The following is a 14,699-nucleotide window of genomic DNA, read 5'->3' on the forward strand; positions in this document are numbered from 1 at the left end:
CGGCCGCCCCGGCACCGACGGTCCCTGAGGACCTGTCAGGTGCCGCCCCGCGTCTCACCGGCAGTCGGGCTCAGTTGTCCCGGTAGGCCTCCAGCAGCCGCAGCCACACCTCGCTGATCGTCGGGTACGAGGGGACGGCGTGCCACAGGCGGCTGACCGGGACCTGGCCGGCGACGGCGACCGTGGCGGAGTGGATGAGTTCGCCCACACCGGGGCCGACGAGGGTCACACCGCGCAGGATCTCGTCCTCGACGTCGACGACCATGCGGGCCCGGCCCTTGTAGCCGTCGGCGTACAGGCCGGCCCCGGCGACGGTGGACAGGTCGACGTCGACGGCCCGTACCCGGTGCCCCGCCTGTTCCGCCTCGGCCAGGGACAGGCCCACGGCGGCCGCCTCGGGGTCGGTGAAGACGACCTGGGGGACGGCGGCCTGGTCGGCGGTCGCGGCGTGGGCGCCCCACGGCCCCGCGAGGGGCGTCTCGCCGGTGGCCCGCGCGGCGATCGCGGCACCCGCGATCCGGGCCTGGTACTTGCCCTGGTGGGTGAGCAGGGCGCGGTGGTTGACGTCGCCGACGGCGTACAGCCAGTCGTGGCCGGTGACGCGGAGGCTGTCGTCGACCGGCAGCCAGGAGCCCGGTTCCAGGCCGATGGTCTCCAGACCGATGTCGTCGGTGCGCGGGGCGCGACCGGTGGCGAAGAGGATCTCGTCGGCCTCGATGCGGTCGCCCTTGTCGGTGACGGCCACGACCGTGCCGTTCTCACGGGTCACCGACTCCACGCCGGTGCCGGTGCGGACGTCCGTACCGGCCTCCGTGAGCGCCTCCGCGACCAGTTCTCCGGCGAAGGGCTCCATCCGGGCGAGCAGGCCCTTGCCGCGGACCAGCAGGGTGACCTCGGAGCCCAGGGCCTGCCAGACGGTGGCCATCTCGGTGGCGACCACGCCACCGCCCACCACGATGAGGCGGCCGGGCACGCTCGCCGAGCTGGTGGCCTCCCGGCTGGTCCACGGCTTGACGTCGTCCAGCCCCGGCAGCGGGGGCAGGGCGGCGCGGCTGCCGGTGCAGACGGCCACGGCGTGCCGGGCGGTCAGGACCTGTTCGACGCCGTCCGGGCCGGTGACCGTCACCCTGCGGGGGCCGGTGAGCCGCCCGTGGCCGCGGTACAGGTCGGCGCCGATGGAGTCGAGCCATCCGACCTGTCCGTCGTCCTTCCAGTGGGAGGTGTAGTAGTCGCGGTGGGCGAGGACCGCGGACGCGTCGAGGGGGCCCCGCACCGACTGGCTCAGGCCGGGCACGCGGCGGGCGTCCGCCCGGGCGATGACCGGCCGCAGCAGGGCCTTGCTGGGCATGCACGCCCAGTACGAGCACTCGCCGCCGACCAGCTCGCTCTCCACGACCGCGGTGGTCAGACCGGCGGCCCGGGTCCGGTCGGCGACGTTCTCCCCCACGGGACCGGCCCCGAGCACCACGACGTCGTACGTGTTGGTTTCCGTTTCCGTCATGGGGTCAGTCTGGTGGGTGGTGTGCGCCCTGGCCACACGGGTAGGGGCGCGGAATACGCATCCGGTCGGCCGTGTTGTGCCGACCGCTTTACCCACACCAGGAAGAGGGACTTACGCCATGAGCAGCACCGTGGAGCTCACCAAGGAGAACTTCGACCAGACGGTCACGGACAACGAGTTCGTCCTGATCGACTTCTGGGCCGAGTGGTGCGGGCCGTGCAAGCAGTTCGCACCGGTCTACGAGAAGGCGGCCGAGGACAACCCGGACCTGGTGTTCGGCAAGGTGGACACCGAGGCGCAGCCGGAGCTGGCCGCGGCCTTCGGTATCCAGTCGATCCCGACGCTGATGATCGTGCGTGACCAGGTCGCCGTGTTCGCCCAGCCGGGCGCGCTGCCCGAGGCCGCTCTGACGGACGTCATCGGGCAGGCCCGGAACCTCGACATGAACGAGGTCCGCAAGGCGGTCGCCGAGCAGCAGGCCCAGCAGCCGCAGCAGAGCGAGTGACGCGGGGCCGTTTGTGCGGGGCCCCCACGCCGTCCTAGAAGGGATAAGGCGCCACGTCTCCGCGTACCGTCGTCCAGCGCAGTTCGGTGAAGGCCTCGAGGTTGGCCTCGCCGCCGAAGCGCGCGCCGGTGCCGGAGGCGGCCACTCCGCCGAAGGGTGCCACGGCCTCGTCGTTCACGGTCTGGTCGTTGATATGGACGATGCCCGTGGGTATGCGCTCGGCGAGGTCCAGGCCGCGGGCCGGGTCCCTGGTGACGATGCCCAGGGAGAGGCCGTAGGGGCTCTGCGCGGCCAGGTCCGCCGCCTCGTCGGCGGTGGTGAAGGAGCGTACGGGCGCCACAGGACCGAAGACCTCCTCGGTGTACGCCGGGGTGTGGTCGCCGACGTGGGCGAGGACCGTCGGACGGTAGAAGAGCCGGTCGGACGTGCCGCCCGCGGCGAGCTTGGCGCCCGCGGCCACGCTGGACTCGACCAGTTGGCCGATCTTGGCGAGCTGACCCGAGTCGATGATGGGGCCCAGGTGGACCCGGTCGCGGTACGGGTCGCCGACGGCCAGCGAGTCGGCCTTGGCCGCCAGCCGCTCGACGTACTCGTCGTACAGGGACGCGTGCACCAGGTGGCGTCCGGTGGTCATGCAGATCTGGCCCTGGTGGAAGAACGAGCCCCAGGCGGCGGTGGAGATCACCGCGTCGAGGTCGGCGTCCTCCAGCACGATCATGGCCGAGTTGCCGCCCAGTTCCAGGTGGGCCCGCTTGAGGTGGCGGCCGGCCGACTCGCCCACGGCCCGTCCGGCGGCGGTGGAGCCGGTGAAGGAGATGACCGGCACGCGCGGGTCGGCGACCAGGGCCTGCCCGGCGTCCGGGCCTGCGGGGAGCACGTGCAGCAGGTCCTGCGGCAGGCCCGCGGCGGCGAAGACCGCGGCCAGGGACAGTCCGCCGCAGACGGCGGTGCGCGGGTCCGGCTTCAGCAGGACCGCGTTACCGAGGGCCAGGGCGGGGGCGACGGAGCGTATGGACAGGATCAGCGGGGCGTTGAACGGGGAGATCACGCCCACCACGCCGGCCGGCACGCGGCGCGTGTAGGACAGGCGCGGCGCCTCGCTGGGCAGGACCTGGCCGGCCGGGCGGGAGGCGAGCGCGGCGGCCTCGTAGCACTCCTGGGCGGCGACGTGCAGTTCGAAGTCGGCCTTGCCGGGGACGGAGCCGGACTCGCGGACGAGCCACTCGCGCAGTTCGTCGGCGTGCGCCGTGAACAGGTCGCCGGCCTTGCGCAGCACGGCGGCACGGGCGAAGTGCGGGGCACGCGCCCATTCCCGCTGGGCGGAGGCGGCACGGCCGGCGGCGGCCGCGACGTCCTCCGGGGTGGCGAGGGTGAGGGGGCCGAGGGCTTGGCCGGTGGCGGGCTCGGTGACGGTGTACCCGGGCCCGGTCAGGGTGCTGGGCTGCCAGGTCCTGGTGTCGAGCAACGGCAAGACGGCTCTCCGATCGATCGGTCACCGGCTGACGGGCGAGCGGAACTCCCGTGTGTGCGCGGCCGGTTCGGCGGTCACATGACGGGACGCGCCGACCGGGCGCAGCCTTGCGCGCTGCGGCCCGCGTGCTGACGCGTCCTCAATTTGTTGAGCATGCAACATCCTAGCCGTGCCGACGTGCCCCGGCAGGTCGTCCGCTCCCGGCCGGCCGCACAGATCCGGTCAGCCGCCGCGGAACGCGCCGCGCGGGTCAACTCGACTCGCGTTGCAGCACCGTGGCACCCAGCACCTTGTGCGCCTCGGGCTCACTCCCGGGCCTGCGCACCGCGCGGTCGACCAGTTCGGCGAGTTCGCGGCCGGGGGGCAGTTCCAGCCGCACCGTACTGAGCCGCGGCCGCAGCAGCCGGCCGAGCATCAGGTCGTCGGCGCCGATCACCGCCGTCTCCTCGGGGACGCTGACACCCTCGTCCTGCAGGGCCCGCATCAGCAGCATCGCGTACTCGTCGTTGTAGGTGAAGACGGCGTCCAGGCCGAGGGTCCGCCAGCGGGCGGCGAGACGCGCGGCGGCCTCCTCGTCGTACGCGAGGGGCAGTTCGGTCACCGTGGCGCCGGTGCCCCGCACGGACTGGCGCACACCGTCGAGCCGGGGCGCCGAGAACGCCTCCAGGCCCGCTTCCTGGGGGACGACCACGCCGATCCGGCGCCTGCCGCGGTCGTAGAGGTGGGCACCCGCGCTGTGGCCGACGACATCGTGGTCCATGAGCAGGGCGTGCGCGCCCTCGATGGTCTCCGGGCCGAGGGTGACGACGGCCCGTGCCCCGGAGCGTTTGAGCACCGCGACCCCGCGCGGGCCGAGCCCGGAGCCGGGCACGAGGACGGCCACGGGCCGCAACTCGGCCCAGCCGCGCGCGGCCTCGTCACCGTGCGGGCCGCCGGTGCCGTGCTGCACCACCGTGTAGTCCAGGGCGGCGAGGGCACTCTGGAGGTCGGCCAGGAAGCGGCTGTAGAGGGGGCCGACGGGGAAGGTCGGCGCGGGGATCAGGACCATACGGCTGTGCCCGGCGCGCAGGCTGCGGGCCGCCGCGTGCGGGACGTAGCCGAGTTCCTTCGCGGCCTCGTGGACGCGACGGCGGGTGGGTTCACTGATCCGTACGGCACTGGTGTTGTTGAGGACGTAGGAGACGGTCGCGCGCGAGACGCCGGCCAGGCGGGCCACATCGGCGCTCGTGGGCACGGAGCGCGTCGGTGCGGGGGACGGGGGCGTGGGCGGTTTCGGTATCTGCACCATGACGAAGGGCATCTTGGCAGAAGCGCCAACGGACCCTTCGGGCGGGGGAGTTGTGAGGATGCCGTGAACGGTCACGGAGATCCGCGAGGGTCATCAGCCGGCCGGGGGCGCGCCCGCCACCCGGTCGACCAGGGCGATCCAGGCGTCCTCCAGGCGGGCCAGGGGGATTCCGCGCTGCGAGGTCAGGTGGTGGATCAGGGCCGGGTCGAGCTGGCCCATCAAGGTGTACGAGAGGAGCTCGCAGTCCGCTTCCGGGACGATCTGCCGCAGCAGCACGGCCACGTGGTGGCGCAGCACGCTGCGGGCCGGGATGGTGAAGCGGCGAGGCGCGCACGGCTCGGCCGCCAGTTGCAGGTCCAGTTCGTCGGCCGACCGGCGCAGCATCGCGCGGCCGAACGCCCGCAGCCGCTCCACGGGCGGCGCCCCGGGCCCGAGGGGCGGCGGGCCGGCGAGGAACGCGGCCTGGAACTTCTTCTCCGAGTGGTCGAGCAGTGCCGTCAGCAGGCCGGTGCGGTCGCCGAACCGGCGGAAGACCGTGCCCTTGCCGACCGAGGCGGCGGCGGCCACCGCCTCCATCGTGACGGCGTCCGCGCCACGCTCCGCCACCAGCCGCGCGGCCGCCTCCAGCAACCGGGCCCGATTGCGCGCGGCGTCGGCCCGCAGGCATGGCTCATCGGCCGCCATCGCGCTGCCGAGCTGGAGCAGCTCGGGGTGGTCGACGGGCTCCTGGGGCGTCGGGAAGGGCGGGATGGCGGACATGAGGCCAGCGTAAAGCATGGGGAAGAAACTGGACCGTGGTCCGGTTAGAGTGCTACAACAGTAAACGGACCCTGGTCCGGATCGTTACGGCAGTGTTTCTCGGAGTCGTTCTTCACTACGTGGGAGTCAGCATGTCTGTTCGTATCCTCGCCCTCGTCGGCAGCCTCCGCGCCGGTTCGCACAACCGGCAGCTCGCCGAGGCGGCCGTCAAGCTCGCCCCCGAGGGCGCCGAGGTGGACCTGTTCGAGGGCCTTGCCGAGATCCCCTTCTACAACGAGGACATCGACGTCGAGGGTTCCGTTCCGCCCGCGGCGGCCCGGCTGCGCGAGGCCGCCTCCGCCGCGGACGCCCTGATCTTCTTCACCCCCGAGTACAACGGCACCATCCCGGCCGTGCTGAAGAACGCCATCGACTGGCTGTCCCGCCCGTACGGCGCCGGCGCCCTCAGCGGCAAGCCGGTCGCCGTGGTCGGCACCGCGTTCGGCCAGTACGGCGGTGTCTGGGCGCACGACGAGACCCGCAAGTCCGTGGGCGTGGCCGGCGGCAAGGTCCTGGAGGACGTCAAGCTGTCCATCCCCGGCTCCATGACCCGCTTCGCCGAGACCCACCCGGCCGACGACACCGAGGTCGCCGAGCAGCTCACCGAGGTCATCGCCCGCCTGCACGGCTACGCCACGGAGCCGACCGCGGCCTGATCCGCTCGCGTCCGGCCCTCGAGGGGCCGCGACCCGAAACGGCCGGCCGGGTACCCGCGCGGGGGCCGCGGCCCGAGAGGACTGCGGCCCCTGCGGCGTGCCGTCGGCGGGGGCGCGGCTCAGACCGCTCGGGGCAGGTGCCCGCTCTCCCGCACGGCTCGGTGGATCGGTGTGCCCGAGCCGGTGAGCGGACGTCCCGTCCCGCCGTTTCCCGCCGCGATGATCTCCGCCGCGATGGACACGGCGGTCTCCTCGGGCGTGCGCGCACCCAGGTCCAGGCCGATCGGGGACTTCAGCCGGGCCAGTTCGCGCTCGCTCACGCCGGCTTCCCGCAACCGCCGGTTCCGGTCCTCGTGGGTGCGGCGCGAGCCCATGGCGCCGACGTAGGCGACCGGCAGCCGCAGGGCCTCGGCCAGCAGGGGCACGTCGAACTTGGCGTCATGGGTGAGCACGCACAGCACCGTGCGCCGGTCGGTCTTCGTCCCCCGCAGGTAACGGTGGGGCCAGTCGACGACGATGTCGTCGGCGTCGGGGAAGCGGGCCCGGGTGGCGAAGACGGGGCGGGCGTCGCACACGGTCACGTGGTAGCCGAGGAACTTGCCCGCCCCGACGAGGGCGGCGGCGAAGTCGATCGCACCGAAGACGATCATGCGGGGCGGTGGGACGGCCGACTCGACGAGCAGCGTGAGACCGCCCGGGCAGTGGGAGCCGTCCTCGGAGAGGTCGACCGTGCCGGTGCGGCCGGCCCGCAGCAGGGCACGGGCCTCGGCGATCGCCGTGCGGTCCAGGCCCCGGTGGCCGCCGAGGCTGCCCTGGTGGGTGCCGTCGGGCCGCACCAGCACCGCCCGGCCGAGGAGGCCGGCCGGGCCCCGGGCCACCCGGGCGAGGGCCACCGGCTCGCTTCGGGCGGCGGCCCGCAGGGCGGCCGGTTCGGCTCCCCGGCGGGCATCGAACGGGGTCACCATGACGTCGATGGTTCCACCGCAGGTCAGTCCGACCGCGAAGGCGTCCTCGTCGCTGTAGCCGAACCGTTCGACGAGCGTCTCGCCGTCCTGGAGGGCCTGGACGCACAGATCGTAGACGGCGCCTTCCACGCAGCCGCCGGAGACCGAGCCGATCGCCGTGCCGTCCGCGGCGACGGCAAGGGCGGCCCCTGGAGGGCGCGGGGCGCTGCCGCCGACGGCGACGACCGTGGCGACGGCGAACTCCCGGCCCTCCTCGATCCACTCGCTCAGCTGCCCGGACAGGTCAAGCATCGCCGCCCGCCATCAGCACCCGGTCGGGCCGGATCGGCAGGTTCCGGTGGCGGACGCCGGTCGCGTGCCACACCGCGTTGGCGACCGCCGCCGCGGCGCCCACCATGCCGACCTCACCTATGCCCTTGATGCCCACCGGGTCGTCCGGGTCGGGGTCGTCGACCCAGTCGGCCTCGATGTGGGGGATGTCGGCGTGTGCGGCGACGTGGTAGCCCGCGAGGTCGGCGCCGTAGAGACCGCCGGAGGCCCGGTCGCGGACGGCTTCCTCGTGCAGGGCCATGGAGATGCCCCAGATCATGCCGCCGACGAGCTGGTTGCGGGCCGTGAGCGGGTTGACGATCCGGCCGGCCGCGAAGATGCCCAGCATGCGGCGCACCCTGACCTCGCCGGTCGCCGGGTCCACGGCCACCTCGGCGAACTGAGCCCCGAAGGAGTGCCGCTCCTTCTGGGCGAGGGCGCCGACGGCCTCGGCCGTGTCCGACCGTACGGTGATGCCCTCCGGCGGGATCTCGGCGCCCGGCGCGAGGCTCTGGCGCAGCTCCCCGGCGGCGGCCGTGACCGCCCAGGCCCAGGAGCGGGTGCCCATCGAGCCGCCCGCGATCATGGCGGGACCGAAGTCGCTGTCCCCGATACGGACCCGGACGCGGTCCGTCGGCACCCCGAGGGCGTCGGCGGCGACCAGGGTGAGCGCGGTGCGGGCACCGGTGCCGATGTCCGCGGCGTTGATCCGCACCGTGAAGGTGCCGTCCGCCTCCGCGGTGACGGCCGCTGTCGAGGGCATGACTCCCGCCGGGAAGGAGGCGGCGGCCGTGCCGGTGCCGATCAGCCAGCGCCCCTCCCGGCGCGCCCCCGGGCGCGGGTCCCGCCCGGACCAGCCGAACCGGCGGGCGCCTTCCTCGAAGCAGGCGACCAGATTGCGGCTGCTGAAGGGCAGCCCCGACACGGGGCCCGCCGCCGGCTCGTTGCGTACGCGGAGCTCGATCGGGTCGATGCCGCACCGCTCGGCGAGCTCGTCGAGCGCCGACTCCAGCGCGAAGGATCCGGGCGCCTCACCCGGGGCCCGCATCCACGTCGGGCTCGGTACGTCGAGCCGTACCAGCCGGTTGACCGTGTGATGGGCGTCGGCCGCGTACATCGCCCGGCTCGCCGCCGCTCCCGGCTCGACGAACTCGTACACCGTCGAGGTCTGGTTCAGGGACTGGTGCTCCAGGGCGCGCAGCCGCCCGTCCGCGTCGGCGCCGAGCCTGACCCGCTGGGCCGTGGGGCTGCGGTAGCCGGCGAGCGAGAACATCTGGCGGCGGGTCATGACGACCCTGACCGGGCGCTGCAGGACGGTCGCGGCCATCACGGCGGCCACCTGGTGCGCGCGGACGCCCTTGCTGCCGAAGCCGCCGCCGACGTGCTCGGACCGCACCCGCACGGAGGCCGGGTCGAGGGAGAACAGGCTGGCGAGTTCACCGGCGACCCAGGTGGTGCCCTGGTTGGAGTCGACGACCTCCAGCCGGCCGCCCTCCCACCGGGCCGTCGCCGCGTGCGGCTCCATCGGGTTGTGGTGCTCCTCGGGCGTGGTGTACTCCGCGTCCACCACGACGGCGGACGCGGCGAGCTGCGCCTCCAGGTCGCCCTTGCGCACCACGGCCGGGGCATGGCTGTCGCGCGTGTACGCCTCCGTCTGCCGCTCCGCGCAGAACGCGACGTCGTGCGGCTCCTCCTCGTAGTGCACCACGAGGGACTCGGCGGCCTCCCTGGCCTGCTCGGACGTCTCGGCCACGACCAGCGCCACCGGCCAGCCCCGGTGGGCCACCCGGTCATGCTGGAAGAGGGCCACGGTCAGGTCCGGAGGGACGCCCAGCAGGCCGACGTAGTCCGTGTCGACGCGCGGGGCGTTGTGGTGGTGCAGCACGGCGAGGACGCCGGGCATCGCGAGCACGGCCTCGGTCTCGACGGACCTGACTCGCCCGCGGGCGACGGTGGACAGCACCAGCCACCCGTGGGCGAGCTCGGCGAAGGGGACCTCCGCGGCGTAGCGGGCCGCGCCGGTGACCTTGTCGCGGCCCTCGACGCGGGTGTGCGCGGTACCGACGGAATCTCGGGTGGCGGTGGTCATCGGGCGGCCTCCTCGGCGAGTTCGCTCAGCACGGCCACGGCGAGGTTGCGCATCAGTGTGACCTTGTATCCGTTGTGGGGCAGGGGCCTCGCTCCCGCCAGCTCGGCGTCCGCGGCGGCGGCGAAGGTCCCGGCGTCGGCCGGGGCCCCGGTCAGGACGTCCTCCGCCGTTCGGGCACGCCAGGGGCGTGAGGCGACCGCTCCGAAGGCCAGGCGTACGTCGCGCACCACGCCGTCCTGGACGTCGAGCGCGGCGGCGACGGAGCCGATGGCGAAGGCGTACGAGGCGCGCTCGCGCACCTTTCGGTAGCGGGAGCCGGCCGCGGCCGGGACGGGCGGCAGGGTGACGCCGGTGATCAGCGCGCCCGGCGGCAGGGCCGTCTCCAGGTGCGGGGTCTCCCCCACCGGCAGGTAGAAGTCGGCCAGCGGCACCTCGCCCGGCCCGTCCGCCGTCTCGTACGACACGCGCGCGTCGAAGGCGGTCAGCGCCACGCCCATGTCGGACGGGTGGGTGGCGACGCAGTGTCCGGAGGCGCCCAGGATGGCGTGGTTGTGGTGCTCGCCCTCGACCGCGGGGCAGCCGCTGCCGGGGGTGCGCTTGTTGCAGGGGGAGGTGACGTCGGCGAAGTAGCCGCAGCGGGTGCGCTGGAGCAGGTTTCCGCCGACGGTGGCCATGTTGCGCAGCTGACCGGACGCACCGGCGAGGACCGCCTGCGCCAACGCCGGATAGCGGCGCCGGACTTCGGGATGGGCGGCGAGGTCGCTGTTGGTGACCGTCGCCCCGATGCGCAGTCCGCCGTCCTCGGCCGGCTCGATCCGGTTCAGGGGCAGTTCCCGGATGTCGACCAGCCGGGCGGGCCGCTCGACGCCGGTCTTCATCAGGTCCACCAGGTTGGTGCCGCCGCCCAGGAAGCGGGCCTCCGGGTCGGCGTCGAGCAACGCCAGCGCGCCGGAGACGTCGAGGGCGCGCTGGTATCCGAACTCCCTCATGCCGCCGCACCCTTCTGCTCGGCCGCCCGGGCCACGGCCTGGACGATCGACACGTACGCACCGCAGCGGCACAGGTTGCCGCTCATGCGCTCCCGTATCTCCTCCGGGGTGAGCGGCGGCGGTCCGGCCTCGGGCCGGACGTCCCCGGTGGCGGCGCTGGGCCAGCCGGCCGCGTGTTCCTCGATCACCGCGATGGCCGAGCAGATCTGTCCCGGCGTGCAGTAACCGCACTGGAAACCGTCCAGGTCGAGGAAGGCCTGCTGCACCGGATGCAACCGCTCCCCTTCGGCCACGCCCTCGATGGTGGTGATCTCACGCCCTTCGGCGGCCACCGCGAGCTGGAGGCAGGACACGGACCGGCGGCCGTCGACCAGGACCGTGCAGGCACCGCACTGGCCCTGGTCGCAGCCCTTCTTCGTGCCGGTCAGGTCGAGGCGCTCGCGGAGGGCGTCGAGCAGGGTCGTGCGGTGGTCGACGGTCAGCGTGTACTTCTCGCCGTTGACGGACAGGGTGAGGTCGCTGGACGCCGATGGGGGCATGGAAGCCTTCTTTCTCACGTCACAAGATCAGGTGGCATGGCCCGTGGGGCCGGTGCGGGTTCGCAAGGTGCGGGATGAGGGGCGGGTCCGCCGTGCACACGGCCGTCGCGGGCTGTCCGCGCGGGCGGCCCGCCGATACGATGGAACAAGCGGACAGTTGTCCGTTACCCGGAAACGTAACGGACAACTGTCCGCTTAACAAGGGCCGGGTTTCGGCCAGGGACCGCGAGGAGGACGAGTGCCGCAGAACGGGGACGCCCCTTTGCGCTCGGACGCGCAACGCAACCGCGAACGCATCCTGGAGGTGGCTCTGGCCGAGCTGACGCGCTCGGCGGACGCCCCGCTCAGCGCGATCGCCAAGAAGGCGGGTGTCGGGCAGGGGACGTTCTACCGGCACTTCCCCAGCCGGGAGGCACTCGTCCTGGAGATCTACCGCCACGAGATGCAGCAGGTCGCCGACACCGCGGCACCGCTGCTGGAGAGCCGGGAACCGGACCGGGCGCTGCGCGAGTGGATGGACCGTCTCGCGCGCTTCGCCATGACCAAGGCGGGGCTGGCCGACGCGCTCCGTCAGGCCACCAGCGCACCCGGGAAGCCGGCGAAGCCGGGTCACGCCCCGGTGACCGCGGCGGCAGAACTCCTGCTCCGCGCCGCCGAGTCCTCCGGCACCATCCGCCCGGGCATCACCGCGGAGGACTTCTTCCTCGCCATCGGCGGCCTGTGGACGATCGACCCCCACAGCGACTGGCAACCCCGCGCCACCCGGCTCCTGGACCTCGTCATGGACGCGCTGCGGGTGGGGGCGCCCGGGCACTGAGCGCCTCCCGCGGTGGCCGGTTCTGAGCGCCGGACCGTGAGCGCGGTGAGCGGCGCGCAGGGCCGCCCTGACGGGCTGCCCGATGGCGGGGCACACACCACCGGGCAGGAAAGCCGTCACGCGGAGGCAGCCGGACACGGGTGGCCGGACGGTGTGCGACCGGGGCGGGGGCCGCGGTGCCGGTGCGCACGGCGACGGGGGTCAGGCGACGGCCGTGAGGGCCAGTTCTCGTAGCTCGTGGAGGGCCGCCGCCACGGCCGGGCGGGCATGACCGGCGCCTCGGGTGCAGGTGAGGAGTTTGCGGTGGGGGTTGCCGGCGCAACGGATCCGGGTGATCGGGAGGTCCGGGGTCAGATGCGCCAGGCGGGGGATGAGGGCGACGCCGAGCCGGTGGGCGACCAGGTGGGCGGTGACGTCCCAGTCGCGGGCGTGGTGGACGACGTCGGGCGTGAAGCCCGCCGCGCCGCAGGCCGACAGGACGTGCCGGCGGCAGGGGCTCTGCTCCACCGGCGCGATCCACGGCTCGCAGGCAGCCTCGGCGAGGTCGACCCGGTCCCGCCCCGCCAGTGGATGCGCGTCGGGAACGACCAGGTCGAACGGGTCGTCGAGCAACGGCTGCTGGTCGAACCGCTTGTCGCTCATCGGCGGGCTGTGCGGGGTCGACTCGACGACCGCCAGATCGGCCTCGCCCTCGAAGAGGAGGTCGAAGCTCTCCGGCACACCCGCCTCGGTGATCCGCACGGACAGCCGGGGGTGCCGCTCCGCCAGCCGGGACGCCAGGGGGGCCAGCAGCACCGAGACGGCCACCGGGAAACCCGTCACGCGCAGCACCCCGGACGGCGCCCCGCGGTCGGCCCGGAGGTCGATCTCGGCCTGTTCCCACTGGGCCTGGATGGCGTCGGCGTGCGCGAGCAGGCTTTCGGCGGCGGGCGTGAGGCGCACCCCCCGCCCCTGCGGCTCCAGCAGGTCCACGCCCAGGTCGCGGGCGAGCTGCCGGATCTGCTGGGAGGCGGCGGACGGGGTGAAGTGCAGGGCCCGGGCCGCCGCCGTGACCGTGCCGTAGTGGGAGACGGCCCTGAGGACGTGCAGCCGGCGCAGGTCAATCATGAAGGCGAGACTTCACAGTCGAGTCCGCAAAGTCAACCTGGACGTGCACAGACGCTTCGACGCACCCTGGCTGTGTCGCGACGGTCAACCAGCCACGAGGTACGAGGAGTCACAGACATGAGCAGCACCACCGGCATCGTCTGCCCGCACTGCGGCTGGCCGGACGGAGGTGAGCCGTTCCAGGTGCTGTCCCGGCACACCACCGCGACGGGCCGCACGGAATGGACGCGCTGCGGCTGCGGCTCCCTCCAGGTCCGGGTCGTCGACGGCTGCGGCACTCGCATCGTCTCCCGGAGCGTGCCGGCCCCCAGTTACGCTCCGGCCCGGTAGGGTACGGCGGCCACTGAGCGTCGTTCAGCCGCCGCCGTGCCGCGCCAGTCGCTCCCCAGCGGGCCGCGCCGGACGCGGCGGCCGTCGCGGGCGCGGCTCACCAGGCCCGTCGCGTGCGGGACGCGCACATGCGGGGACACGGGCGCTCGGGGGCACCCCCAGCCGCCGGGCCGGCTCCACGGTGGGCAGAGGCTCGGCCGGCAGACGCAGCACGGAGCGCCACCCGCCGTACGGCGGGGAGGTTCCGCCGTACGGCGGCGCCCGGGCCCGGCCCGGCCGGCCCGATCCTGTCCGCACGAGCCGCCGCGACCTCGCCCGAGGAGACGTCATGACACATGTTCCGCCCCCGTTCGACCCGGAACTCGCCGCTGCCCTCGAGCTGATCAAGGACATGATCAGTCCCGGTCTCGCGCTGGACGAGATCGCCGACGCTCGCCGGGGCCCGGGCATCGAGATGCTGGCCGATCTGGACCTGACCATGGGCGGGGCGTTCGAGGTGGAGGACCGGCAGGTGCCCGGTCCGGAGGGCGAGCCCGACATCTCGCTGCTGATCTGCCGGCCGACCGCTCCGGGGACCGCCGGGGCACGGCCCGTCATCTACCACGTGCACGGCGGTGGCATGGTCATCGGCAACAACCGGGTCGGCGTCGACGGCCCGCTGGCCTGGGCCGGGGCGCTGGACGCGGTGGTGGTGTCGGTGGAGTACCGGCTGGCACCGGAGCATCCGCATCCCGCGCCGATCGAGGACGTGTACGCCGGGCTGCTGTGGACGGCCGACCACGCCGCCGAGCTCGGGGCCGACCCGGAGCGGATCGTCATCGCGGGGGCCAGCGCCGGCGGTGGGCTGTGCGCGGCTCTGGCGTTGCTGACCCGGGACCGCAAGGGGCCGCAGCCGGTCGGCCAGGTCTTGTTGTGCCCGATGCTCGACGACCGCAACGACACGCCGTCGGCGTACCAGATGGCAGGGCTCGGGGTGTGGGACCGCACCGCCAACGAGACCGGCTGGACCGCCCTGCTGGGCGCGCGGCGCGGCGGGCCCGACGTACCGGCGTACGCGGCGCCGGCCCGGGCCGAGGACCTGTCCGGGCTGCCGCCCGCCTTCCTCGACGTCGGCTCCGCCGAGACCTTCCGCGACGAGGTCGTCGCCTACGCGTCGCGCATCTGGCAGGCCGGTGGCGTGGCCGAACTGCACGTCTGGCCCGGCGGCTTCCACGGATTCGACGGCTTCGCCCCCCAGGCGGCGCTCTCCCAGTCGGCGCGGGCGGCGCATGTGGACTGGCTGCGGAGGCTGCTCGGGATGTGACGGCACCAGGTGCGTCCGCGTGTCCGCGAGCC

General features: G+C 73.9%; 14 protein-coding genes. 5 read left to right on the forward strand and 9 right to left on the reverse strand.

The genetic code is table 11. The annotated features are described in order from the left end of the window. Positions 1–70 precede the first annotated feature (70 nt). Positions 71–1,501, reverse strand: coding sequence for a dihydrolipoyl dehydrogenase family protein (locus tag IE212_RS04255; protein ID WP_190196313.1), 1,431 nt, complete (start codon positions 1,499–1,501; stop codon positions 71–73). A 118-nt stretch (positions 1,502–1,619) separates the two neighbouring features. Between IE212_RS04255 and trxA the strand changes: the two genes are divergently transcribed. Further along, positions 1,620–2,006: a thioredoxin gene (gene trxA, locus IE212_RS04260; protein ID WP_190196314.1), complete on the forward strand. Its 387-nt coding sequence runs from the start codon at positions 1,620–1,622 to the stop codon at positions 2,004–2,006. Between the two features lie 34 nt (positions 2,007–2,040). Here trxA and IE212_RS04265 read toward each other — a convergent pair whose 3' ends face one another. From IE212_RS04265 to IE212_RS04275, 3 genes are all read right to left on the reverse strand, one after another. Next, positions 2,041–3,477 carry a benzaldehyde dehydrogenase gene (locus IE212_RS04265; protein WP_190196315.1) on the reverse strand — a complete coding sequence of 479 codons (1,437 nt, stop codon included), beginning with the start codon at positions 3,475–3,477 and terminating at the stop codon, positions 2,041–2,043. A 250-nt stretch (positions 3,478–3,727) separates the two neighbouring features. Next, a complete protein-coding gene (locus tag IE212_RS04270) occupies positions 3,728–4,765 on the reverse strand; it encodes a LacI family DNA-binding transcriptional regulator (RefSeq protein ID WP_190196316.1) in 1,038 nt (345 codons plus the stop codon). Between the two features lie 93 nt (positions 4,766–4,858). Continuing rightward, positions 4,859–5,524 (reverse strand): TetR/AcrR family transcriptional regulator, encoded by a 666-nt coding sequence (locus tag IE212_RS04275; protein ID WP_229864042.1) that lies wholly within the window; start codon positions 5,522–5,524, stop codon positions 4,859–4,861. Positions 5,525–5,655: 131 nt separating this feature from the next. On the opposite strand from IE212_RS04275, the gene IE212_RS04280 reads away from it, so the two are divergent. Then, positions 5,656–6,219 carry an NAD(P)H-dependent oxidoreductase gene (locus IE212_RS04280; protein WP_190196318.1) on the forward strand — a complete coding sequence of 188 codons (564 nt, stop codon included), beginning with the start codon at positions 5,656–5,658 and terminating at the stop codon, positions 6,217–6,219. A 119-nt stretch (positions 6,220–6,338) separates the two neighbouring features. Here IE212_RS04280 and IE212_RS04285 read toward each other — a convergent pair whose 3' ends face one another. From IE212_RS04285 to IE212_RS04300, 4 genes are read right to left on the reverse strand one after another with little or no spacing between them, the layout of a single operon-like run. After that, positions 6,339–7,475, reverse strand: coding sequence for an XdhC family protein (locus IE212_RS04285; RefSeq protein ID WP_190196319.1), 1,137 nt, complete (start codon positions 7,473–7,475; stop codon positions 6,339–6,341). Beyond that, positions 7,468–9,582 (reverse strand): xanthine dehydrogenase family protein molybdopterin-binding subunit, encoded by a 2,115-nt coding sequence (locus IE212_RS04290; RefSeq protein ID WP_190196320.1) that lies wholly within the window; start codon positions 9,580–9,582, stop codon positions 7,468–7,470. Before IE212_RS04290 ends, IE212_RS04285 begins: the two co-directional genes overlap by 8 nt. Then, positions 9,579–10,571 (reverse strand): FAD binding domain-containing protein, encoded by a 993-nt coding sequence (locus tag IE212_RS04295; protein ID WP_190196321.1) that lies wholly within the window; start codon positions 10,569–10,571, stop codon positions 9,579–9,581. Before IE212_RS04295 ends, IE212_RS04290 begins: the two co-directional genes overlap by 4 nt. Beyond that, the gene (locus IE212_RS04300; protein WP_190196322.1) at positions 10,568–11,110 is read right to left on the reverse strand and encodes a (2Fe-2S)-binding protein; all 543 of its coding nucleotides are present in this window, start codon (positions 11,108–11,110) and stop codon (positions 10,568–10,570) included. The genes IE212_RS04295 and IE212_RS04300 overlap by 4 nt, the downstream gene beginning before the upstream one ends. Positions 11,111–11,348: 238 nt before the next feature. Between IE212_RS04300 and IE212_RS04305 the strand changes: the two genes are divergently transcribed. Beyond that, a complete protein-coding gene (locus IE212_RS04305; protein WP_190196323.1) occupies positions 11,349–11,927 on the forward strand; it encodes a TetR/AcrR family transcriptional regulator in 579 nt (192 codons plus the stop codon). A 201-nt stretch (positions 11,928–12,128) separates the two neighbouring features. Here the strand turns inward: IE212_RS04305 and IE212_RS04310 are convergent, their stop codons facing one another. Further along, positions 12,129–13,034, reverse strand: coding sequence for a LysR family transcriptional regulator (locus IE212_RS04310; RefSeq protein WP_190196324.1), 906 nt, complete (start codon positions 13,032–13,034; stop codon positions 12,129–12,131). Positions 13,035–13,151: 117 nt separating this feature from the next. On the opposite strand from IE212_RS04310, the gene IE212_RS04315 reads away from it, so the two are divergent. Both IE212_RS04315 and IE212_RS04320 read left to right on the forward strand, forming a co-directional pair. Then, positions 13,152–13,364 (forward strand): hypothetical protein, encoded by a 213-nt coding sequence (locus IE212_RS04315; RefSeq protein ID WP_190196325.1) that lies wholly within the window; start codon positions 13,152–13,154, stop codon positions 13,362–13,364. Between the two features lie 328 nt (positions 13,365–13,692). Further along, positions 13,693–14,667: an alpha/beta hydrolase gene (locus IE212_RS04320; protein ID WP_190196326.1), complete on the forward strand. Its 975-nt coding sequence runs from the start codon at positions 13,693–13,695 to the stop codon at positions 14,665–14,667. Positions 14,668–14,699: the final 32 nt, after the last annotated feature.

The sequence above is a fragment of the Streptomyces djakartensis genome (assembly GCF_014651075.1).
Lineage (GTDB): Bacteria > Actinomycetota > Actinomycetes > Streptomycetales > Streptomycetaceae > Streptomyces > Streptomyces djakartensis.

What these genes read in the sequence shown, in the direction of transcription:
- trxA (WP_190196314.1), top strand. Translation starts at nt 1,620, where the DNA reads ATGAGCAGCACCGTGGAGCTCACCAAGGAGAACTTCGACCAGACGGTC.
- IE212_RS04300 (WP_190196322.1), bottom strand. Translation starts at nt 11,110, where the DNA reads ATGCCCCCATCGGCGTCCAGCGACCTCACCCTGTCCGTCAACGGCGAG.
- IE212_RS04320 (WP_190196326.1), top strand. Translation starts at nt 13,693, where the DNA reads ATGACACATGTTCCGCCCCCGTTCGACCCGGAACTCGCCGCTGCCCTC.
- IE212_RS04270 (WP_190196316.1), bottom strand. Translation starts at nt 4,765, where the DNA reads ATGGTGCAGATACCGAAACCGCCCACGCCCCCGTCCCCCGCACCGACG.
- IE212_RS04255 (WP_190196313.1), bottom strand. Translation starts at nt 1,501, where the DNA reads ATGACGGAAACGGAAACCAACACGTACGACGTCGTGGTGCTCGGGGCC.
- IE212_RS04275 (WP_229864042.1), bottom strand. Translation starts at nt 5,524, where the DNA reads ATGTCCGCCATCCCGCCCTTCCCGACGCCCCAGGAGCCCGTCGACCAC.
- IE212_RS04280 (WP_190196318.1), top strand. Translation starts at nt 5,656, where the DNA reads ATGTCTGTTCGTATCCTCGCCCTCGTCGGCAGCCTCCGCGCCGGTTCG.
- IE212_RS04310 (WP_190196324.1), bottom strand. Translation starts at nt 13,034, where the DNA reads ATGATTGACCTGCGCCGGCTGCACGTCCTCAGGGCCGTCTCCCACTAC.
- IE212_RS04290 (WP_190196320.1), bottom strand. Translation starts at nt 9,582, where the DNA reads ATGACCACCGCCACCCGAGATTCCGTCGGTACCGCGCACACCCGCGTC.
- IE212_RS04285 (WP_190196319.1), bottom strand. Translation starts at nt 7,475, where the DNA reads ATGCTTGACCTGTCCGGGCAGCTGAGCGAGTGGATCGAGGAGGGCCGG.
- IE212_RS04295 (WP_190196321.1), bottom strand. Translation starts at nt 10,571, where the DNA reads ATGAGGGAGTTCGGATACCAGCGCGCCCTCGACGTCTCCGGCGCGCTG.
- IE212_RS04315 (WP_190196325.1), top strand. Translation starts at nt 13,152, where the DNA reads ATGAGCAGCACCACCGGCATCGTCTGCCCGCACTGCGGCTGGCCGGAC.